This window comes from Lacticaseibacillus salsurae (assembly GCF_045862175.1).
In the GTDB taxonomy this organism is placed as follows: Bacteria; Bacillota; Bacilli; order Lactobacillales; family Lactobacillaceae; genus Lacticaseibacillus; species Lacticaseibacillus salsurae.
Map to the genome: position 1 here is coordinate 1 of NZ_BAAFZI010000041.1, position 22,663 is coordinate 22,663.

At 49.2% G+C, this 22,663-nt stretch carries 18 protein-coding genes and 1 pseudogene; 5 read left to right on the forward strand and 14 right to left on the reverse strand.

The annotated features are described in order from the left end of the window. Positions 1–253: transposase (locus tag ACKTSG_RS10555; protein ID WP_407891817.1), on the forward strand; the 253-nt coding region annotated here is incomplete at its 5' end. Positions 254–478: 225 nt separating this feature from the next. Beyond that, positions 479–763: a hypothetical protein gene (locus ACKTSG_RS10560; protein WP_407894576.1), complete on the forward strand. Its 285-nt coding sequence runs from the start codon at positions 479–481 to the stop codon at positions 761–763. A gap of 46 nt (positions 764–809) precedes the next feature. On the opposite strand, the gene ACKTSG_RS10565 is transcribed toward ACKTSG_RS10560, so the two are convergent. The 12 genes and pseudogenes from ACKTSG_RS10565 to nrdD all read right to left on the reverse strand — a co-directional run bounded on the left by ACKTSG_RS10565 (position 810) and on the right by nrdD (position 13,860). Then, positions 810–2,738, reverse strand: a complete 1,929-nt coding sequence (locus ACKTSG_RS10565; protein WP_407894578.1) for a copper-translocating P-type ATPase — start codon at positions 2,736–2,738, stop codon at positions 810–812. Next, positions 2,739–3,008 (reverse strand): cupredoxin domain-containing protein, encoded by a 270-nt coding sequence (locus ACKTSG_RS10570; RefSeq protein ID WP_407894580.1) that lies wholly within the window; start codon positions 3,006–3,008, stop codon positions 2,739–2,741. Between the two features lie 10 nt (positions 3,009–3,018). After that, positions 3,019–3,390: a cupredoxin domain-containing protein gene (locus tag ACKTSG_RS10575; RefSeq protein ID WP_407894581.1), complete on the reverse strand. Its 372-nt coding sequence runs from the start codon at positions 3,388–3,390 to the stop codon at positions 3,019–3,021. Then, positions 3,387–3,827 carry a CopY/TcrY family copper transport repressor gene (locus ACKTSG_RS10580; protein WP_407894583.1) on the reverse strand — a complete coding sequence of 147 codons (441 nt, stop codon included), beginning with the start codon at positions 3,825–3,827 and terminating at the stop codon, positions 3,387–3,389. The genes ACKTSG_RS10575 and ACKTSG_RS10580 overlap by 4 nt, the downstream gene beginning before the upstream one ends. A 150-nt stretch (positions 3,828–3,977) precedes the next feature. Next, on the reverse strand, positions 3,978–4,508 hold the full coding sequence (locus ACKTSG_RS10585; RefSeq protein WP_407894585.1) for an NYN domain-containing protein: 531 nt from the start codon (positions 4,506–4,508) through the stop codon (positions 3,978–3,980). 1 nt (position 4,509) lies between these two features. Next, a complete protein-coding gene (gene rlmB / locus ACKTSG_RS10590; RefSeq protein WP_407894587.1) occupies positions 4,510–5,379 on the reverse strand; it encodes a 23S rRNA (guanosine(2251)-2'-O)-methyltransferase RlmB in 870 nt (289 codons plus the stop codon). Further along, on the reverse strand, positions 5,354–5,776 hold the full coding sequence (locus ACKTSG_RS10595) for a Mini-ribonuclease 3 (RefSeq protein WP_407894589.1): 423 nt from the start codon (positions 5,774–5,776) through the stop codon (positions 5,354–5,356). Before ACKTSG_RS10595 ends, rlmB begins: the two co-directional genes overlap by 26 nt. After that, entirely contained in the window at positions 5,773–7,176 is a 1,404-nt protein-coding gene (gene cysS / locus ACKTSG_RS10600) for a cysteine--tRNA ligase (protein ID WP_407894591.1), read from the reverse strand. Before cysS ends, ACKTSG_RS10595 begins: the two co-directional genes overlap by 4 nt. Before the next feature lie 139 nt (positions 7,177–7,315). Further along, a complete protein-coding gene (gene recQ, locus ACKTSG_RS10605) occupies positions 7,316–9,076 on the reverse strand; it encodes a DNA helicase RecQ (protein ID WP_407894593.1) in 1,761 nt (586 codons plus the stop codon). Positions 9,077–9,212: 136 nt separating this feature from the next. Next, entirely contained in the window at positions 9,213–11,012 is a 1,800-nt protein-coding gene (locus tag ACKTSG_RS10610) for an FAD-dependent oxidoreductase (protein WP_407894607.1), read from the reverse strand. 135 nt (positions 11,013–11,147) lie between these two features. Next, a pseudogene (locus tag ACKTSG_RS10615) lies at positions 11,148–11,516 on the reverse strand (NAD(P)H-dependent oxidoreductase); the annotation flags it as partial. 157 nt (positions 11,517–11,673) lie between these two features. Further along, positions 11,674–13,860: an anaerobic ribonucleoside-triphosphate reductase gene (gene nrdD, locus ACKTSG_RS10620; RefSeq protein WP_407894595.1), complete on the reverse strand. Its 2,187-nt coding sequence runs from the start codon at positions 13,858–13,860 to the stop codon at positions 11,674–11,676. Between the two features lie 250 nt (positions 13,861–14,110). Here nrdD and ACKTSG_RS10625 point away from each other — a divergent pair, with 250 nt between their 5' ends. After that, positions 14,111–14,281 carry a hypothetical protein gene (locus ACKTSG_RS10625; protein ID WP_407894597.1) on the forward strand — a complete coding sequence of 57 codons (171 nt, stop codon included), beginning with the start codon at positions 14,111–14,113 and terminating at the stop codon, positions 14,279–14,281. A 510-nt stretch (positions 14,282–14,791) separates the two neighbouring features. On the opposite strand, the gene asnB is transcribed toward ACKTSG_RS10625, so the two are convergent. Next, positions 14,792–16,750, reverse strand: coding sequence for an asparagine synthase (glutamine-hydrolyzing) (gene asnB / locus ACKTSG_RS10630; protein ID WP_407894599.1), 1,959 nt, complete (start codon positions 16,748–16,750; stop codon positions 14,792–14,794). A 545-nt stretch (positions 16,751–17,295) separates the two neighbouring features. Between asnB and ACKTSG_RS10635 the strand changes: the two genes are divergently transcribed. Continuing rightward, the gene (locus ACKTSG_RS10635) at positions 17,296–21,636 is read left to right on the forward strand and encodes a S8 family serine peptidase (protein ID WP_407894601.1); all 4,341 of its coding nucleotides are present in this window, start codon (positions 17,296–17,298) and stop codon (positions 21,634–21,636) included. Between the two features lie 2 nt (positions 21,637–21,638). Continuing rightward, positions 21,639–21,920 carry a hypothetical protein gene (locus ACKTSG_RS10640; RefSeq protein WP_407894603.1) on the forward strand — a complete coding sequence of 94 codons (282 nt, stop codon included), beginning with the start codon at positions 21,639–21,641 and terminating at the stop codon, positions 21,918–21,920. Positions 21,921–22,161: 241 nt separating this feature from the next. Here the strand turns inward: ACKTSG_RS10640 and ACKTSG_RS10645 are convergent, their stop codons facing one another. Beyond that, a complete protein-coding gene (locus ACKTSG_RS10645) occupies positions 22,162–22,422 on the reverse strand; it encodes a hypothetical protein (RefSeq protein WP_407894605.1) in 261 nt (86 codons plus the stop codon). Between the last annotated feature and the right edge of the window lie 241 nt (positions 22,423–22,663).

The following is a 22,663-nucleotide window of genomic DNA, read 5'->3' on the forward strand; positions in this document are numbered from 1 at the left end:
CTCAACTTTTGCACGGAACACTGCACGAGCCTTGATCACCGGTATTGCCTATAACCTGGTTCAGCTCTTTAAACAGCTCTTTGTCTCGGAAGACCGTCGTTCAACCATCTCCTCGCTACGGTTCAGTCTCTTTCACATCGCCGGTAGGATTACTTGGCACGCCCGTCGTGTGGTGATTCATCTTGCTTCTAACTATGTTTACAAGAACTGGTTTAGTCGGCTCATGGACGAAGTCCATCAGTTGGCGACCTGAACTGAATAACTGAATAGGTCGTGCGTCGAGCCGAAAACTGGGTCGGTCTGTTCGTGGTGCATCGATCACCAACTTCTCCGCTCAGTCAGTATTCGCAACGCTCCAAACGTTGCTTTCAGACCGGCCAGATGCGATTTCATGTCCCAAATACCGAGGTGAATAATCCAGGCTGAATATTGCTGTGTCGCTTTTGTTTCTGACAAGCTTGCCAAAGAACATCCTGAAGTGGCTCGCAAGTATACCTTAGCGATGCAAGAAGCCACCCAATGGGTCAAAACGCACCAAGCCCAAACGGCTAAAATCGCCATTGCCAAGAAATATGTTGCTGGTAAAGCTTCTGTGAACATGGAAGCCATGGCCACCTATAACTGGAAAGCTTCTTACAATGGTGGCACCAAAGCCTTTGTCCAAGCCGGCAGCGACTTGCAAAAGCTCGGCATCGTCAACAAAGATACTGATCTCAACGCTTTAGCCAAGAATTCCTTCATCAAATTTGATGGCATGAACTAACGAAAAAAATGCACTGCCGAGAAATTTCGACAGTGCATTTTTGATACTAGGCAACAAGCGCTTTGGTTTCGATCTTGACGCGGTTCAACAACACGGAGCTGGTGACCACAGACAAACTGGATAACGCCATGGCTAAACCGGCAAACTCAGGACTTAAAGTCAACCCAATGGCATAAAACAACCCCGCAGCCACGGGAATGCCTAACACGTTGTAAACAAACGCCCAAAATAGGTTCAACTTGATGCGATCAAACGTCTTTTTGCTTAAAGCTAACGCCCGATCGACATCCATCAAATCGTTTTTGACTAAGACGATCCCGCCAGCTTCAATGGCGATATCCGTGCCTGACCCCATGGCGATGCCGACATCAGCGACTGTCAACGCCGGTGCATCATTGATCCCATCGCCGACAAATGCCACCGCGCCATGTTGCTGCAAGGCTTTGACTTGATCGGCTTTATCCCCTGGTAAGACGTCAGCGATGACTTGCTCAATGCCAACTTGCTTAGCAATGGCTTGCGCCACCCGGACATTATCGCCGGTCAACATCACCGTTTTCAACCCCCGCGCACGCAAAGCGGCGATTGCCGCTTTGGAGCTGGGTTTCGGGGCATCTTGAATGGCGATCAAGCCGATCACTTGGTTGTTCAAACCGACATATACCACGGTTTTGGCTTGATCTTGCAGCACTGAAACTTGGGCCTTCAACGCCTTTGGCAACTCGCTATGGGCAGCTAGCTTATCATTGCCGACAAACGCCTGCTTGCCATCAAGCTTGGCGGTGACCCCTTGGCCTTCGATGGCTTGAAAGTCAGTCACTGGTGCAATGGCCAGTTGCTCTACTTGAGCTTGAGTCGTCACGGCTGCAGCTAGGGGATGTTCGGAAGTGGCTTCAAGCGCAGCGGCAGTGGTTAAGACCAATTTGCGATCCCCAATGACGTCGGTGACCATCGGCTTGCCGTTGGTGATGGTGCCAGTTTTATCAAATACCACGGTTTTGACGTCATTGACCGCTTCAAGCACCTCCCCATTTTTGATCAAAATGCCCATTTTCGCTGAGCGGCCAGTCCCAACCATTAACGCCGTTGGTGTGGCCAATCCCAAAGCACAAGGACAGGCGATGACCACCACAGATACCGCAAAAATCAAACTGTTGGCGACACTGGCGCCGATGAAAACATACCAGACCATAAAGGTCAAAATCGCAATGATCAACACCACTGGCACGAAAATATCAGACACTTTGTCAGTCAGCTTTTGGATCGGGGCGTGAGAGTTCTGCGCTTTTTTCACCATTTCCACGATCTGTGACAACATGGTATCGTCGCCAACTTTTTTGGCGGTATAAGTGACCGTACCAGTACCGTTAATGGTGGCGCCGATCACTGCATCGCCGACTTTTTTCTCGACAGGCATGCTTTCGCCAGTGACCATCGATTCATCAATGGTCGACTTACCATCAACAATCACCCCGTCAACGGCGATCTTCTCCCCAGGACGCACGCGCAGTTGATCGCCGACCACTACTTCTGATAGCGGCACGCGGACCCATTGCTCCTCGCGCAATACTTCAGCGTCTTTGGCTTGTAGATCCACTAACTTGGCCACGGCATCAGAGGCGTTGTTGCGCATGCGCTCTTCAAACACTTGACCCAGTAAGACGAAGGTGGTCACCACCGCCGCGGATTCAAAGAATACTTCCAAGCCGGCAAACATGGCGTAAATGCTATAGAAATACGCTGTGGCGGTGCCGATCGCCACTAAGGTATCCATATTGGCGTGATGTTTGGTGAAGCTGGCCCAAGCACTTTGCCAAAACGGGACGGCTGATACTAACATCACGATACTGGTCAAAATCAACATGGTCCATTGCCCGCCTGGCAACATCCAGCCAAATAGCGGATGCAAGATCATTTCAAGTACCATAGGCAAGCTGAAGATCAGCGATACCCAAAAACGCCGGGTAATTGTCATTTATTTGACCTCCACATGGCCTGAAAACATATCCATCCCACAGCTGTAAGTGAAACTGCCAGCTTTAGACGTGTCAATGGCAACCGTTTGCGGCTGATCGATGGGCAGTTCCATTTCAAAGTTGAGCGCTTTGGAATGCACCACGTCTAAACACCCTTGAGTATTCGTCCGGGTAAATGTCAGTGTGGTCGGCACGCCTTGTTTGACGGTGACTGTTTCTGGGTCATAACCGCCAGCAACCGTGATCTTGATATTTTGTTTTTCGCTCATGACTTGACTCCTATTCAATGACTAATTGGCCGTGAAACATATCCATCCCGCAAGCCCAAGTGTACGTACCAGGCTTTGAGGTATCGATGTTGATGGCTTGCGTTTCGCCTTTAGGTAGCGCTTGGTTGATCCCAAAATCAGAAAATACCACCCGATCCAAGCAGCTCGACGGATCTGTGCGAGTGAAGTTCAATACGGCTGGCACGCCAGCTTTCAATACCACACGCTCTGGGGAATACCCACCTTTAACTAACACGTCGACTGTTTGTTGTTGATCTGCCACTGTGGCTTCAGTTGTGGCCACAGCATGCTTGCCGAAAAACCACCACCCGATAAACCCGATCAACGCCACACCGGCGATCAATACGATCAATTGACTCATGCTTTCACTCCCTTTTCACAGGTACAATTTTCTGGTAAACAATTGCAAGCGACTTGCTTTGGTGCTGTTTGTGCTTTTTTGGCGAGGACCGCTTGCATGGCGGCAATGTCAGATCGACTCAACGGGCTGGATTGCAACAACTGGGTTAAGATCGTCCCTTTTTTCATGTCACATAAGCTATCAAACAGCGTGTTGGCCGATTGTTGCATCGCATGTTGTTCTGACACTTCGGGATGATACATGAATTGCCGCCCGACTTTGGTAGTGGTCAACGCTTGTTTTGCCACCAACCGCCGCAAAAGGGTTTTGACTGTGGATGCCGCCCAGTCGCGCTTGGCTTGCAGCGCGTCGATAATGGTATTGGTATCAGCTTGTGATTTGGTCCAGATCACCCGCATCACATCCCATTCTGCTGGGGACATTTCAATGGCTGCCATGACGTCGCCTCCTAAAATTTACATTTGTAACTTACATGTTGACTATATGCTTTAAATTTACATTTGTCAACGCTAATTAAAAATTCTCTTCGCGCCTAGCGCTGGCCACAAAAAAAGACTTGAACCGATGACGGTTCAAGCCTTTGCGCGTTAGTCGTCGCCTTCTTCAAGCTTCCGACGCAACGCATCCAATTCTTGTGTTTGCGAATCATTCCAAGGCACATTGCGGCGTTTTTCGCGGGTAATGAACGGATCTGCGGAGCTGGTGAACTCTTTGTGTGAGCGGCGCACATAACCTAAGAAATCACGGCTAGAAATGCGCAACGCACCACGTGAAAATACCGTCCATTGTTCCGCTTGATCGCTGGTGACCACCGTTAATTGCACCAGTGGCGAATTATTTTTGTCAGCTAATGCTTCAATGTAAGCATCGGCGGTTTGTTCTTCATCTGTCCACACGATCTGCATGTCCCATTGGTCATATTTTTGCCCGATACCAGGCACGTACATCGCGTCAAACACCACAATGATCTCGGCATTTTCATGCGCGCGATATTCCGCCAAAACTTGCAATAAGAGATCGCGGGCAGCGTCTAATTTGTCATCGGCTTTGAGCTTAGCCAACTGGGGCCAATTACCGATCACGTTATACGCATCCACGATCAAAATGTGCCGGCGCATCTTACAAACCTCGGTTGGTGAACGCTTGATACATCAAGATCCCTGCAGCAACAGAGGCGTTTAAGCTTTGCACATGGCCGACCATTGGGATGGTCAAAGTTTGATCCATCAACTTGGCCACACCAGGTGAAATGCCTTTGCCTTCGTTGCCGATCACCAAGGCAATGGCGCCATGGGCATCCCACTTGCGGAAATCTTGGCCATCCATGGCAGTGCCAAAGATCCAGACATTTTTTTCTTTTAAGGTTTTGATGGTGTTGGCTAAGTTGGTGACCCGCGCTACTGGCACGTGTTCGATGGCGCCAGTAGAGACTTTCGCCACGGTAGACGTTAACCCAACGGCGCGATGTTTGGGAATAATGATCCCGTCGACACCGATGGCATCAGCAGTTCGCATGATCGAGCCTAAGTTATGCGGGTCTTCCAAGTTATCCAAGATCAAGAAAAACGGATCATGGCCTTGCGCATGTTCAAACAAGTCGTCGATCGTCGCATAGTCATATGGACTCAACGTCAACAAAACGCCTTGGTGATTGCCGCCATCAGACATTAAGTCGAGTTTGGACTTTGGCACTTGGCTGACGATGATTTTTTTGGTTTGCGCGGTTTTGACGATCGCATGCACTTGATCAGACTTCATATCCGTTTGCACGAATAATTTGTTGATGTTGGTCGCTGAACCTTCTTTTAAGGCTTCTTCAACGGCATGGCGGCCGAAAATAAATTCATTATCGGCTGGCTCGTCTGGTGCGACTTCCGGCTTAGGCCGGCGATCATCGCGGCGAGCGCGAGCCAGGCGTTCATCACGCTCGGCTTTTTGCTTGGGATCGCGATGAAATTTACGCTTATTTGGTTGTTGTGATTTGGCCATGGCCAGTTCCTCCTGATTCGACATAATCAATGCACCACTGCGCCAATTCATCGATGCGTGCTTTTTGATCAGTGAGTTTCAAATACCCAAACAAGGCTTCAAAGCCAGTTGAGATCCGATACGTCACCACATCCGTATGCTTGGCATGAGTGTATGATTTTGAGTTACGTCCGCGTTTGTAATAGTCCCATTCTGTTTCAGTCAATAATGCTTGTTTTTCCATGCCATCGATGCAGGCGGCTTGGGCTTTGGCAGAAACGAAATTCGTCGCCTCGCGTTGCAGCTGATTTGGCCGCACGAATCCGCGCGCCAGCAAATGCTCGCGCACGTACACTTCGTACACCGCATCACCTAAATAAGCCAGCGCGATCCCGTTTAGTTGTAATGGACTCGTCATTTGCGGCGCCACCTCGTTCCTTGAGGCGTATCTTCTAAAATAATCCCTTGGCTAAGCAACTCGTCACGGATCTGGTCGCTGGTGGCAAAGTCTTTGTGAGCGCGTGCTGCATCACGAGCGGCGATTTTGGCATCCACGTCGGCGTCAAGCAAGCCTGCCGCGTCAAAATGCACCCCAAAAATTTGCAACCAAGTCGCTAACGTTTGTCGCAATAATGCCAAACTGTCAACTTTTGGTGCGTCAGTGGCGGCATATTCGTTCATTAATTTCGCCAAGTCGTACACCACTGCCAAGCCGTTTTGCACATTGAAGTCGTCATCCATTGCCGTCGTGAAGGCATCCGTTAAATCTGCGACTTGTTGGGTGATCTGCGTATCTTCGCCTGCTGAAGCTTTGACTTCACGAAAGGCCACGTTGGTATCAGCATTGTGCAATTTCTCTAAGTTCGTCGCGGCTTCTTGCAACCCTGCTTCAGAGTAGCGGATCGGCCGGCGATATTGGGTAGACGCCATTAAAAAGCGCAACACCATGGGATCGACAGTTTTGACAATGTCATGTACGGTGATGAAGTTGCCTAGTGATTTGGACATTTTGGCATCGTCTTCACCGATGGTCACAAACCCGTTATGCAACCAGTAGTTGGCAAACTTTTTGCCGGTTTTGGCTTCAGATTGAGCGATTTCATTGGTGTGATGCGGAAATTCCAGATCTTGACCACCGGCATGAATGTCAATGGTGTCGCCAAGCATATTCGTTGCCATCACTGAACATTCGATATGCCAGCCAGGCCGGCCGGCACCCCAAGGCGAGTCCCAAGAGATCTCGCCAGGCTTGGCGCCTTTCCACAAGGCAAAGTCGACGGGGTCTTCTTTGCGCGCGGTTTCTTCAGTAGCCGTGTGTTGGCTGGCGCCAAGTTCCAACTCATCGATGTTTTTATTGGCAAGTTGGCCGTAATTGGGAGATTTGCGCACCCGAAAATACACATCCCCATCAACCGCATAAGCAAAACCTTTGTCCATCAACACTTGAATAAAGTCGATGATCTCTGGGATCATTTCACTGGCCCGCGGATGGGCGGTGGCAGGTTCGATGCCAATGGCTTTGGTGTCTGCCATAAAAGCATCGATGAACTGTTGGGCCAAGTCCAACGGGGCAATCCCAGCCGCATGCGCGGCATTGATGATCTTATCGTCGACGTCAGTAAAGTTGGAAATGTACGTTACTTTGTAGCCGCGATATTCGAAATAACGCCGAATCGTGTCAAACGCGATCGCCGAGCGGGCATTGCCAATATGAATGTAGTTATAAACCGTCGGACCACACACATACATGTGGACCTCGCCTGGCACTAATGGTTTGAATTCCTCTTTGCGCCGCGTCAAAGTATTATACAGTTGCATCGCGTCGACTCCTTTCAAGACCTACTTACGTTCATCATACCTAATATTAAACCGGACATAAACCCCAAGACCAATTAGTTTCATGAAAGTTGCCCGAAGAAAAGCGTTCCAGCGGACTGGACGGGCAACGCCATGACGATCAGGCATCTTGCAAAACCGCCAAAAACTGCTTGCCGTATTTATCCAGTTTGTGTTCGCCGATGCCTTTGATCTTCAACATGCCTAAGCGATCTTGCGGCTTTTCAGCAGCGAGTTGCTTAAGCGTTTGATCAGAGAAAATGACATAAGGCGGCACGCCAGAGGCTTCTGCCAACTCACGGCGCAAGTTGCGCAGTTGCTGGAACAAGTCATCATCCACTGCCAGCGTCGCTTTGGCTTTGGCAGCCATTTTACGTTGGACTTTTTGTTGGCCTTTCAACACCGCCACGCCGCTAGCGGTTAAGCCTAAGGTTGGATACTGGCCGCCATTGGCCACCAGCAAGCCACTGGCCACCAAAAAGTCGATGAAGCCAGTGATCTCTTTTTGACTTTGAGCTGCCATTAAACCGTATGTGGACAGCTCAGTTAAATGCAAGTCGCGAATGCGCGCATTGTTGGCGCCACCTAACACTTGGGCGACGACACCTTTGCCAAAGCGTGAATGCAAACGCACGACACAAGAAAGCACTTTTTGGGCGTCAACAGTCACATCGACGAGTTCGCGTTCATCCAAACAATTCGAGCAGCGACCACACGGCGCCGATTTTTCCCCAAAATAGCGCAAAATGAACTGCTGCAAACAATCGCCAGTGTTGCCATATTGCTGCATGGTTTGCAACTTCATATATTGGTGTTGTTTATATGCTTCATCGCCTTCAGATTGGTCGATGAAAAAATGCCGGATCTGCAAATCTTGCGGCGCAAACAACAAGATTGCTTCACTAGGCAGTCCGTCACGCCCAGCGCGGCCGGCTTCTTGATAATAAGACTCCAGATCACCTGGCACTTGGTCATGGATCACAAAGCGCACGTTTGATTTGTCGATCCCCATCCCAAAAGCGTTTGTTGCAATCATGATCAGCTTACGATCATATAAGAAGTCCTCTTGATTTTGCGCCCGTTCTGTTTCAGACAAACCAGCATGATATTTGGTCACGGATAATTTCTTGTGACTCAAAAAATTGTACAGCCGCTCCACTTCTTTACGAGTGGAAGCATAAATAATGCCAGATTGGTCATGGTTGAGCTTCAAATATTCTGTGAGATACAGATCTTTATCTTGATCGCGCACCACGTTAAAGGCCAAGTTTTCGCGAGCAAAACCAGTGTTGACCATATGACTGTGATCAATGGCCAAACGGTCACAAATATCGTCAGCCACTCGCGTTGTTGCCGTAGCAGTCAACGCGACAATGGTTGGATGACTCGGCAAGTTGGCGGCAACTTGTTGCAAATTCAAATAACTTGGCCGAAAATCATGCCCCCATTGGGAAATGCAGTGCGCTTCATCCACGGCCATCAATGAAATGTTCAAGCTGGCCAGTTCCGCTTGAAATTGCGGCTGATCTAAGCGCTCTGGCGCCACGTAAAGCATTTTGACAGCACCTTGGGCCGCTAATGTCAGGCGGTTTTCGGCTTCTTGGTAACTTAAACTGGAGTTGATAAAAGTCGCATCGATGCCATTTTCACGCAACGCATCCACTTGGTCTTTCATCAAGGCGATCAGTGGTGATACCACCAGCGTCAAACCTGGCAATACCAACGCTGGGATCTGGTAACAAAGCGACTTGCCGCCGCCTGTCGGCATGACGACTAACGTATTTTCACCGTTTAAGATCTGCGTGATCGCCAGATCTTGCCCTGGGCGAAACGCGGGATAGCCGAACTTTTCTTGTAAAATCGCCAATGCCTGCGAATTCATCGAACCCCTCCAATTCTATCTTATCCATTTTACCTGTCTTAAATAGATTACGCAAAAACACCGCCAAACTGTTTTGACAAAATGGTGACAAAAAAAGCCTGACGAAAACTCGCCAGACTTTTACCTGCTCACATTATTATTGCGCTTGTTTTAATGCATCTTCAACCGCAGCTTTCAACGCTTTGCTAGACACGCTAGCCCCAGACACCGCGTCAACATCTGTCGAGTTGGCTTTCACCATTTCATCTGGAAGTTGTTGGATCGCCTTCAACCCGAAATCACCGGATTCATTCTGTTGCAAGACTTCGATGTTTTCGATTTTACCGGCATCATAAGTGACCCGTACCACGATCTCATTGCCCATACCAGCCGTGGAGCGGCCGATATATTGGTGCTCACCGGTGCTATAAGTCTTTGGGGCGCTGGCCAGGTCTGACCCTAACGCTGTTGTGGCTTGATGGGCACTGGCACCGCTAGTCGCATCAGCTTCAGCAACTGGGCGGTCAGCTTTTGGCCGCGCGGCGTTCATGCCGGCGATCTTCCCAAAGATCAAGCATTCAGCTAAGTTGTTGCCACCTTGATACTGGTTGGCAGAGATCCCGCCAAGTTCGCCAGCAGAATACAAATGTGGGATCGGGTTGCCAGTGGTATCCAACACTTCAGTGCGAACATTGCGACGGGGACCGCCTTGGGTGTTGAGCATGCTTTGACGCAGCGCCAAAGCGTAATATGGGCCATCGCCTAAAGCGGTCATGGTATCAGCGTCGCGGTCAAAGGCTTGATCTTCGCCGTTATTGGCAAATTGGTCAAAACGGGCGCGCGTTTTTTCCAAGTTTTCAGCTGGCACGTCGATGATGTCAGCCAGATCTGCCAAAGTTGCGGCATGGGCCAAACTGTCCAACCAGTCAGGCTTTTGTGCAGCAAACTCAGCATATTTGGCCGCGTCAAAAATCAAATACGGCTTAACATTGTTGGTTGGGATCCGCCAAGTACCATGATCATACAAATGTCCGTGCCGGTTGGCTTGGGTCTCATTCATATACCGCGTGCCATCATCGCCGACGACAAACGCGGAGCCGGCTGCCATTGCCGTCCAAGCAAACAAGATCTTGCCGCGGGTGCCATCTGGCTTGCGTACCGTCAACCCAAGCGATTCATAGTTATGCATATGCCACAGATCAGCACCGACTTCTTGGCCTAACAGCACGCCATCGCCTTTGTTATACACGGAACCTAATGGCTGCAAGGATTCAGCGCCTAAGTAGTCTTGGATCATTTGTTGGTTGTTTTCAAACCCACCAGTGGCCAACACGACCCCGTTATTGGCGCGAATATTCAACAAGACGGATTCACGCTCGATTTGGGCCCCGATCACGGCTTTAGTGGTTGGATCTTGGATCAGGTGCTTGGCTGGGGCTTTGAACCACACATCGATTTTATCGGCGCGCTTCGTGACTTGCTCGCGCAACGTTTTCCAAAAAGCGGAATCAAAGGTGCCGTCATGGACCAACAACACATCATAACTGTCGCCACCGGCATATTCAGGATATTCTGGCAACATTGATGCCAAGTCAGGTTTTTCATGATGCCAATCGCGCTTGACGGAAAACGGCTTTTCGATTTCCAAATACTTTTGGAAATAGTCGCTCATCCCCACCATGCCATCGACATAAGTGTCGATCATGTCTTCATCTAAAGTCAATGGGTATTGCAGGCGCTTGTAGTACGTCTTCATTTCATCAAAATCTGCGGCTGACCCGACGATTTGACCAGCATAGCGCGTGTTGCCACCTTCGTGGCCAAGTGGTGCGGCATCCACCAACAAGACTTTGGCGCCAGCATCTGCAGCAAAACGCGCCGCAGTGGCACCGGCCCCACCGAATCCTAATACGATCACATCATAAGTCGCATCCCAGGCGATTTTTGGTTGAGACATTGCTTGTTCCTCCTGTTTCGAAATTACGGTTTTTAATTGCGCCATGGCCTGCTCAACTTGTTGCTGGGCAGGACCTTGAAGCCTGCCGTCAGCAAATTGATGCGGCGCGTCGTTGATCGCGACAGTTTGCACCACGTTGGCCTTGACGCCATGGGCATTCAGCGCTTGGGCAATCGTCTTTAAGCTGGCATGTTGGCCTTGGGTGGCATAAGCGGTACTGAAGATCACCACCGGCTTTTCAGCCAAACGCGGCTGCGCTTTGGTCAGGCTTTGAATAGCGTTGAGCAAAGCTTGTGTTTGCGCGGGTTCATGTTCGGCGGTAGCGATCAAGACCCCATCTGCTTCAGCGACTGCGGCGATCGCAGTTTGGTCAATAAGCGGTGCTTGTGCGGCTAAGGTCACGATTTGCAAGCTTGGATAGGCGCTTTGTAAAGCTGATAAAAGTTGACGGTCAAACGCTTTTGAAGCTCGCGCCGCCGTCAATGCAACGATTTTCATCAACATCAACTCCTTTCATTTAGTGTAGCGCTTGTGAGACTTTGTTTACAGTCACACAAGCAGTGCGTCATTATGCACCAACTGGCATAACCCGCGTCAGCCCGTTGTTAGCGCTTTATCTGACCCACAAAAAAATGAGACGCACGCGTCTCATTTGTTGGCTTTAGGCTTGGCCAGCTAAGTTGTCGTTGCCTAAGGTCATATGCTTTTTACGATGGATGATCTCTTCTTGGCGGCCGTGAACCATTGGGCGCTTGTTGGGGTTACCTAAGTAGCCGCATAAGCGCTTGACCACATCACATGTGTCTGGATTGTGATTGCCGCATTGTGGGCATTCGTAGCCTTTTTCAGTAGCTTTGAATTCGCCTTTGAAGCCGCATTCGAAGCATTGGTCGATCGGCGTATTGGTGCCTAAGTAACCGACGATGTCATACCCGTAATCCCAAACTGCTTCCAAAGCCTTAGGATTTTGCTTCAAGTTAGGATATTCGCAGTAGTGAATGAAGCCGCCGGAACAATACTTAGGATAGTCTTTTTCAAAGTCGAGCTTTTCAAAAGGCGTTGGCGCTTTGCGGACATCATAGTGGAAAGAATTGGTGTAGTAATCTTTGTCCGTGATATCTTTGACCACGCCAAAACGCTTCTTATCCGCGCGGGCAAAAGTGTCAGTCAAAGATTCAGATGGTGTGGAGTAGACGGAAAAATGATAGCCGTATTCTTTTTCCCACTCAACACAATGATCATAAAGGTCTTTGACCACGTCGATAGAGAACTTCTTAGCTTCTGGATTCTTCTCCCACTCAGAGCCATAAAAGACGGTGCCAACTTCATACAACCCGATGTAGCCTAACGACACCGTGGCGCGAGAATTCTTGAACACTTCGTCGACTTTTTGATCATCAGCCAAACGCTTGCCAAACGCCCCATACTTATACAAGATCGGTGCTGATTCTGGCGTCGCTTCTTTGGCGCGTTCGACTTTATAAACCAGACCTTGCTTGCAGATCTTCAACCGCGCTTCCAAGATCTTCCAGAACTTGTCTTTGTCGCCTTTAGATTCCATGGCGATACGCGGCAGATTCAAGGTGATCACGCCTAAATTCATGCGTCCAGCGTTGACTTCTTTGCCGGTTTCAGGATCTTTCCAACCTTGTAAGAAACTGCGGCAACCCATTGGTGCTTTGAAGCTGCCAGTGAGTTCGACGATTTTGTCATAAGACAACACATCTGGGTACATGCGCTTAGTGGCACATTCCACAGCCAGTTCTTTGATATCATAGTTAGGATCGCCAGGCTTGAGGTTCAAGCCGCGCTTTAAGGTGAACACCAGCTTTGGGAAAATCGCCGTGCGCTTTTCTTTGCCTAAGCCACCAATGCGGATCTTCAAAATATCTTTTTGGATCTCGCGTTCGATCCAGTTGGTACCAAGGCCAAAGCCCACCGTGACAAAAGGCGTTTGCCCTTGCGTGGAATATAAGGTGTTCACTTGATATTCCAGGGTTTGTAAGGCATCTAAAATGTCTTTTTTGGTCCGGCGCTTGGCATATTCAGCTTTTTTGTCAGGATCATCCGTCAATTCTGCGGCTTCGATTAAATGCTTTTGGTAGTTCTTTTCGGCAAAAGGCGCCAAAACTTCATCGGTGCGATCACTGGAGCAGCCACCATATTGGGAGCTGGCGACATTGGCGATGATCTGCGTCATTTGGGTGACCGCCACTTGAATGGAGTTAGCCGGTTCAACTTCGGCGTTACCGATATTAAAGCCATGGTTCAACATTTCTTTAAAGTCGATCAAGCAACAGTTGGTTTCAGCCATAAATGGCGTGTAGTCCAAGTCATGCCAGTGAATATCGCCACGCAAATGCGCATTGGCCACTGCTGGCGGCAACATTTGCAGACCCATGGCTTTGGCCACGGCGCCGGCAGTGAGGTCGCGTTGAGTGGAAAAGACGCGAGAATCTTTGTTGGCATTTTCGTGAACCACTTCGGCATCGCGATCGATCAACTTTTGGACGTTATAGTTGACGTCAGCGCGCTTGGCACGATCGATATCGCGTTGCATGCGGTAGTCCGTATACGCTTTGCCCCAGTCATATTTATGGGCATTCAAAATCGCCTCTTCAACGACGCTTTGCACCTCCGCGATACGTACGTCTTTGTCAAAACGATCCATGATCGTCGCCACGGCATCATCCGAAATCGCTTCAATGTCGCGGTAGTCAGCTGGTGACAATGGGTCGTCAACAGACACCGCCGCTTTGGTGATGGCTCGGGTGATTTTTTGTTGGTCGAAGTCGACGATGCGACCGTCGCGCTTTTTAATGTTGATTTTGACTTTAATATCGATCATATGCAATAACCCCTCCGTAAATCTCAATGTCATTATCATACCATGAATAGGGGCCATATATTGTATGAAAATTGGAAAAATCTGTTTTTCATTCTAGATATAGTATTACATGTTATTAGCTATCTTATCAGACTTAAGCCTGATTTTACGGGCTTCTTGCGCCAAGGTCGCTGTTATAGGATATACTGAACAGGAATAACGGGCCACTTGTGGCCTCGATATCTAGTGCCTACAAAAAGGAGCCGCGCTTATGAATGCCAAAACCAAACAGATCCTGACATGGATCGTCATCGCTATTGTTGCTTTGTTGTTATTGCCAGTTGTTTCTGGGATCATTGCGTTATTGATCAAGTTAGTCTTATTCGTCGTGATCATCGGCGTGTTGTATTGGGCTTACCAAAACTTCATTGCCAAGCGCTGATCTTTGTTTTACCGGCGCTTGAACTTGAAACGCCAGTCCGCTTACCAGCAGATGGCAAGCAATCGTAACGATCAAAAAGGCGGTACCTAGTAATACTAGGTACCGCCTTTTTGATCGCCAAGTCTGCCCCCACCGATAATTCTCTGATGTGGCAACGACTCACGAATCTTCAGGTGTAGGCAGCGATCAGTACGTTGCGACGTGTAAGGTCAAGTCTGGTAACCCTGAAAGTTCAGCATCATGGCTTGATTTCACATTCGCACTGGTTTGACTATCTTCCTTAACTGATCCAGCAGATCGCGACTAGTAGGTCATGCCTACTAATGACAACACCTCGTTGAAGTATCGCTAGCTGGCAGATAGTGGCAAACGTTGAGAACGTTTGAATTTAAAACACCAGCTGGCTCAGCGCGGCATGGTGAGCCAGCCGCAGCGCCAAGTGCAAATACCCAATTCAATTCAAACAAATAACCCTTGGATCAGAAATTTCCGATCCAAGGGTTATTTTGATCAAACCAGCTTGCCGCTAGCCATCAGCTTGGCCACGTCTGGTTGAACGTGACCGTACTTTTTAACGGTGCCTTCCCAATCGATGAAGTACATCTTGTACCACAATAAGAAGGTGTACAAGACCCAGATCTGGCGGCGCCCATCGGTTTTTTCATCGAAGTTGTCTTGAAGCAGTTGTAAGATCTTAGGCTGATCAAACAGATCAGCGACCCAGTCTTCTTCAAACAACGCCCGCACGCGGTCGCAATATTTGGCTTCGCGTAACCAGGTCTTCACTGGCACTGGGAAGCCCAGCTTTGGCCGGTTGGCAAAGTCAGATGGCAAATGCTTTTCGGCGGCTTTGCGGAAGACCCACTTGGAGCCATTGGGGTTGAGTAACATGTGGCTGGGGATCGAGTTAGCCAGTTCAGCGACTTTGCGATCCAAAAATGGCACGCGCAGTTCCAAAGAATGGGCCATGGAGATCTTGTCGGCTTTTTGTAAAATGTCGTTAAGCATAAAGTGATGCAAGTCGATATATTGCATTTGCTTGAGCTCTTCGGCAGTTTCCACTTTGGCGAAATCTTTTTGGTAGATGCCATTGACCGTCAAGTTGTTCTTAAATTCTGGTTGCAACATGCTATTGGCTTGATCACTGGTGAAAATAGTCGGTTGCGCCGGATCATAAATGAACGCTTCGCCCACATAATATTCAGAAGGCTTAGCTGTCCAAGTGTACAAGTGCACCTTGCCAGGAAAAGCTGGCAAATGCTTGATGCCGCGGCCTAATGAGTAGCGCACGCCACGGGGCAATTTGTGCAAAGTGTTGGCAAACACGCGGATGACTTGCTTTTTGGTATGCATGCCGTAGTTGACATAGCCGCCGAACAATTCATCGGCGCCTTCACCAGATAAGGCGACAGTAACCTTCTTGCGAGCTAAGCGGCACAAGTACCACAACGGAATAACCGATGGGTTAGCATCTGGTTCATCCATATGGTATTGCATTTCGGCAAAGTCGTTGAAGGCTTCGTCGCCGTCAACAGTTTCCACGTTGAAGTTCAAGCCGTTTTCTTCAGCTAAACCGCGCGCCACACTGGCTTCATCAAAAGGCCCATTGTCGAAGTTCACCGAGAACACTTCATGTGGCTTCAAAACGGTGGTGACATAGCTGGAGTCGACCCCTTCTGATAAGAACGAACCCACTGGCACATCAGCGACATTGTGAAGTTTGATGGAATCCACCACTTCTTTGTCGATGGCGTCGATAGTTTCCGCTTCGGTGCGATTTTCATTCAAATCGTATTTGGCATCCCAGTATTCGTGCATGTCCAGTTTTTGATCTTTGAATTCAAACCAGTGACCAGCTGGGAAGCGGTAAACGTTCTTGAAGAAAGTTTCATCTAGATCGTTATATTGGTTCATTAAGTATGGCTTGAGGGCTCTTTTGTTGAGTTCTTTTTTGAAGTTCGGATGTTTCAAAAAGGCTTTGATCTCAGAGCCGACGATAAAGGTGTCACCATTTTGGTAATAGTAAAGCGGCTTGATGCCAAAGAAATCGCGAGCACCAAACAACGCTTTTTTGTTTTCATCGTAGATCAGGTATGCAAACATGCCGCGCACACGATCTAAAGTACCTGCCATCCCCCATTCTTCATAACCGTGAAGCAAGACTTCAGTGTCCGCTTTGGTTTTGAAAATGTGGCCAGCCGCGATCAGTTCTTCGCGCAATTCTTGGAAGTTATAGATTTCGCCGTTGAAGGTGATCACGATCGTGCCATCTTCGTTATAAATCGGCTGACCGCCACCACCAAGATCGATGATACTCAGCCGGCAGAAGCCAAGGGCGACTTCATCATTAATGTAATGCCCGCCGCCTTCACGGTTTGGCCCGCGATGACGGATCATTTCCATCATCGCTTCAATGGTGTCTTCTTTGTCCAGCACCGTTGGGTCGTCAAACGCAATAATTCCACACATGGGTAGTTTTCTCCTCCAGCTTCTCAACTATAGACTGTACCAAGATTAAGGAAAACTGACATTGGTGTCAAGCGTACATATGAAGCTTTACAGAAATAAAACAAGCGAGGCATATGCAAAGGTTCGAAAGTTAACGCTTTCTATGATAGCTGACAAACTAGTAATTGGTACTCACTTGTCCGTGTATGAGGCGATCCGAGTGTTTAATATTTTTGCTTTGCGTCATTCTCAATAGCGCCCGATCTGATCATTTTCTTTGCAAAGCGATCCACAATCCTTCTCGACTTGTGGCGTGAGACGTTTGAATCCCACTGTGGTGATTTGAATGCAGATCTTTTCCCAGCTGAACGACGGACTTGAAAACACAAAGTCCCACGACAAATCGTCCGTTTGGGGTTGACTTTGAGATTATCACCAGTTAAATTTGAATACATTGAGAAGAACGTTAGAAGATAATGTGAAGTATGTGTGAATATGCTAATTGTAATTCAGGGCATAAACTTTTTTTCGCGTCTTCCCAAACATCAACTCGAGGGGGTAATCGAATGGGAAAAAATTCGATGCAAGAAGATAAGCGCCATTATAAGATGTATAAATCAGGCTCACAGTGGATGACTGCAGCCATTATTAGCTTCGGGGCCGGGTTGATCGTATTTGGTGGTGCAGGGACAAATAGCGTCCACGCCGACACCAGCACACCAGCAGAAGTTCAAACAACACAAACAGCCGCCAAGCCAGCTGCTGATGCCACTAAGGCACCAGCAGCAGCTGAGCAAACGGCAACGGCAAAAGCCACGCCTGCTACGACGACCACGCCAGCAAAACCAGCAGCCGCTACGGATACGATGGCGCCTGCAGCGACGACCACGCCTGCTACGACTGACACCACGACGCAACCTGCTACTACCGCTACTAGCACTGCAACTAACAGTGCCGCGACAACGCCTAAGGTTGCCACTCAAACTGCCGCCAATGCCAATACTGTGGCAAATGCTTCTGACCCTGCTACGGCAACGGATGCAAACACCAAACCTGCTAACGAAGACACTTTGGACAAAGGGAATGTTCAAGGTCTTTGGGCTGAAGGGTATCAAGGCCAAGGCATGGTGGTCGCCGTGATCGATTCTGGCGTGCAAGCACATGCTGATCTGCGCTTGTCAAATGACAGCACCGCAACGATCACCAAAGCTGATGCAGAAGCACAGATCGCTAAAAAAGGTTACGGGACTTACATCAACAGCAAGATCCCATTTGCTTATGATTATTCCAACAACGATAGTATCAACACTGGTACCACGGTTTCAGGCTCGACTCATGGCGAACACGTTGCCGGGATCATTGCTGCCAATGGGACCACTGCTGATGGCGCCACTGGTGACGAAGATGCGACGGTTTACGTCAAAGGGGTCGCCCCAGAAGCACAGATTCTCGCCATGCAAGTGATCGATGAATTTCCTGATGAAAATACCAATGACATTTCCCGCGCTATCCGTGACGCCGTTGATCTCGGCGCCAATGCGATCCAAATGTCCTTAGGCATCGGGGTAGCTGAACAAGATCTCACTGACGAAGAACAAGCAGCCGTGAAGTATGCGACTGATCATGGCGTTTTCGTCTCCATTTCTGCCAGCAACAACGCCAACGCCGCCAGCATCATCGGCGCGCAGACCCCTAATGATATTTCAACTGCTTATACGCCTAAAAACGATTCAACCATCGCTGATCCTGCCGCTTCTGCTTCAGCAATGACAGTCGCTGCTGAAACCAGTGACACTGGTGACGATTCTCAAATGGACGGGTTCTCCTCTTGGGGCCCGATGTCTGATTACACGTTGAAGCCAGATATCTCAGCGCCTGGAGATAATGTCACTTCTACAGCAATCGACCCTACGACCAACACACAAACTTATGCAGTCGAATCCGGGACCTCCATGGCTGGCCCATATGACGCCGGTGCTGCTTTGATCGTCATGCAAAAGTTGCAACAAACTCGTCCTGACTTAAAAGGCGCCGAACTGGTCAAAGCCGTTAAACTGGAATTAATGAACGCGGCAGAACCCATGAAAGACATCCAGTATCCTGATACTTACATCTCACCTCGGCGTCAAGGCGCCGGGCAGATCGACGTCTCCAAAGCTGGGGACTTAACGGTCACTGCCGAAGGAACTGATGACGCCGGTTCAGTTTCGCTAAATACTATCGGCAAAACGACCAGCTTCTCAGTCACCTTGACCAACCATGGCACCGCCGCGCAAAACTACACCGTCGACTATGATGGCGGCCCGCTGACTCAGGTACAAGACGCCAGCAACGGCAACACGGTCCACGATCAAGCACTCGTTGGCGCGACAGTGAACACTGACACGGCTTCCTTCACGCTTGCCGCTGGCGAAACCAAGACAGTTACTTTCAAGTTGAGCTTGGACAACACGGTTGCTTCAAATCAACTGGTCGAAGGTTACCTGACCTTTAAAGCGCAAGACGCTTCACAAACGATCAGCGTGCCTTATTTGGGCTACTTCGGTGATCTGACGACTGAACAAGTCATCGATTCCCCAGCTAACAGTGGCCAATCGATTTTCAACGGCGGTTATCTGGTTGATGAAGATCACCACGCACTAGGGATCGCTGATGCGGATTCGCTCAGCCACCTGGTTAACACTGATACGACTGGACAATATTCTTGGAGCAAAGTACCCGCTTATGTCCAAAATGGCAAAGTCTCCTTCTCTCCTAATGGTGACGGCGCTAGCGACACAGTTTACCCATATGTATTCTCCAAGCAAAACCTCAAAACAGTGACGATCGATATCTTGGATGCCAAAGGTAACGTTGTACGCACCTTGGATAAAGAAAACAATACCAATAAGTCCTATTTGCAAAACGGTTCAAACTTCAACGAAGACCTGGGGCTTTCGATCGACATGCGCTTAGATCCAGATGCCTTCGTCTGGGATGGCAAACTTTACGATCAAGCAACTGGTAAATATGTCACCGCTCCTGACGGTCAATACACTTATCGGATCGTGACGGAACAATATAATTCCGGCGCTGAGCAAGATCAAGACTATGATCTGCCAGTAGTCGTTGATACTACTGCCCCAACGCTGAGTGGGCTAAGTTACATCAACGGTCGCGTAAGTGCCACCTACCGCGATGCTGGGGTCGGCTTCACGAAATACAGTCAAGCTGTTTTGAAGATCAACGACACCGAATATGGCGTGGATCTGAACAATAATGGTCAAAGCAACGACGGCTCGATCAGCTTTGATTTGACTGACGCTCAAAAAGCGGCCTTAGAAGCTGGCGACGGTAGCTTTAGCTTGACCATCACTGATGTCGCTGGGAACACGACGACTGCAAGCCTGCAAGCTACTGCCGGCAAGCACACAGCCACAACTGAAGCAAACGTCCCAGACACCGCGCCACAGTTCACTTGGATGATCGGCAAAGGCGGCTATAACTACCTGCGCAAAGAAGGCTTCGTTCAAGCTGTCAGTGATCAAACCAGCTTTACGGCCTATGCGCAAGTACCAGCTGGGGTCGACTGGACTGTTTTTGCCACTGATGCTCAAACTGGCAATGTTTTCCAAGGCGATCTGGACCCGACCACTGGGATCGTGACCTTCAATCTCACTGAAGGCGCACCTTATGGGGACTTCACTGGGACCGTCTTATATCCGACGGCTACCTATGGTGTCTACGAAAAAGCCGGCGCAGCATCCGGTGATGAAATGATCGTCTTCTTGGATGCTGACGGGACTGCTGGATATGGCCATTACAGCGAAGAAGATCCTCAAGCTGCAGTGCCGCTGCGCGATAACGATACCGCCAAAGCGGCCACCGTTTTGACTAGCGATGCGCCACAACTGCCAGGACGTGATTTTGACAGTATCACCACCCATGCTCAACCGACCAAAGGCTTGACCTTCAACGACTTCAACGACAACAGCTTCACCTTAGTTGGGGCTGATCAAGTTGCCAAAACTTATGATGCCGCGACTGGCGAGCTGACGATCAGCGGCAAGGTAGATGATCCAACGGGTAAGACCTTGACGATCACCAATGCCAGCCAACCGACCCAGACAGTGGCGCTCAACGCTGATGGCACGTTCAGCTTCCAAGTTCCATTTAAGCCAGCACAGCAGCAAGCGGTTGGCTACCGTTTGACCAACGCCGATGGTACCACGGCTTATGGGCAATTAGAGATCTATCTGGATACAGTGTTCCCAACTTTAGACATGCCTCAAGCTGACACACTGAAAGTTGATGCTTCTGGCAACTATGACATCACCACAACTAGTGATACGTTCACAGTTTCTGGGACAGTTGATGACAACATCAATGGCTATCGCCTGTATGCTAACGGGAACAATCTGGTGCATCAAAAGGATCTGGCTGGCTTCAACAACCACAACGATCCTGATGCAGATTCGAACCCTTATGGTGCAGCCGAATTCACCCAGACTTACACCCTTCAAAATGGCGACAACTACTTTACTGTGACTGCCGTTGACATGGTGGGTAACACGACCACCAAGATCTTCCACGTCATCAAGCTCGCCGAGGCCCCTGCCACATCTGACCATACCGGTAGCACTGCTGGCAGTGCCAGTCATGGTGCGCAACCATCTGGCCATATCGCCGCAGGTTATCATCACGCACAAGGTAAGCAAAACGCGCGCAAAGCAGCCAAGCAACAGTTTGCCGCACAGCCACAGCCGACAAGTTTGACCGCCCATGCGAAAGCAAGTACCCAACATGCCACAGATGCAGATGCACTCCCACAAGCTGGTGAAACGCATAGTAGCATGCTCGGTGCATTAGGGATGTTCTTACTCAGCGTCATCGGCTTAGCTGGCTACGCTGAGCGTAAGCGCAACTGATCATGCGACCAGTGGTGACCAACACTGACCGGTTGTTGAACGCCTTATTGCAGGCACAACGCCGAGGTTTGTTGCAAGCTGATCAGCCAATAGTTGATTGTTTGCCAAAGCACCCTTGGGATGACCACGTTTTTGCGGTATCGCAACATGATGGGCAGCTGCGGGTTTTGATCCGCTTTGCCTTCAATGAAAAACTCGATGACAACTACACCAAAAGCGTCCAACATCATGGCCATCCGCTACGGTTCTTGTACGGCAGTCGATTGACAGAACCACGGCGATGAGGGGTTCACGACCCGATACGACACCGTCTTGTCATTTGGTCTGACTAAATAAGATCCACCTGAACGTTCAATTTGAATCGTTCAGGTGGATCTTATTTGTATGGGCATTTTTGACGGTCTGATCATCTGATCGGTAGTATCCAAAGGACCTTTAGTGACTTTTCAAAGAAAAAATACGGTCATACAAGTATTTTGAACGCTCAGGAACAGCAATGATTGCAAACAGTGGCGAGTGTTGATGTCACTTTGTAGCTAAGCGCTTAGCATGATTGATGACCTCCCGCAGTTCACAGAGCCATTGGTCATGTTTCGTACTGTCATACGCTTCGGTAAACTCAGGAATGATGTCGTCGAGGTAATCCGCCATGTCTGGACTATCGATCTCCAACCGGTCGGTTTCATCGGCAAAATAATCCTGAATCGTAAACACATATGTTTCTAATTCATCATCGCTAAATGCCTGTTCCAACATCTTCAATGCGTCAGTTTCACTTTGCTTCATACGTTTTCCACCGCTTTGCTTTCTTCCGATCCCACTTCAGCGTCATGATACACTCGGTATCTGGTTCACTTAACCTGGATTATTCATAGAATTTCAAAAAAGCAGCGCAATCCCTGACCTTTACCCCTAAAGTTGGAACACAACTTTGGGGGTATTTGTATGACTAAGATTTCAGTAGAAACTTATATCGAAGCCGTAGAGTGTTATCTTACCAGCAACGAGTCAAAGAGACGGGTTGGTG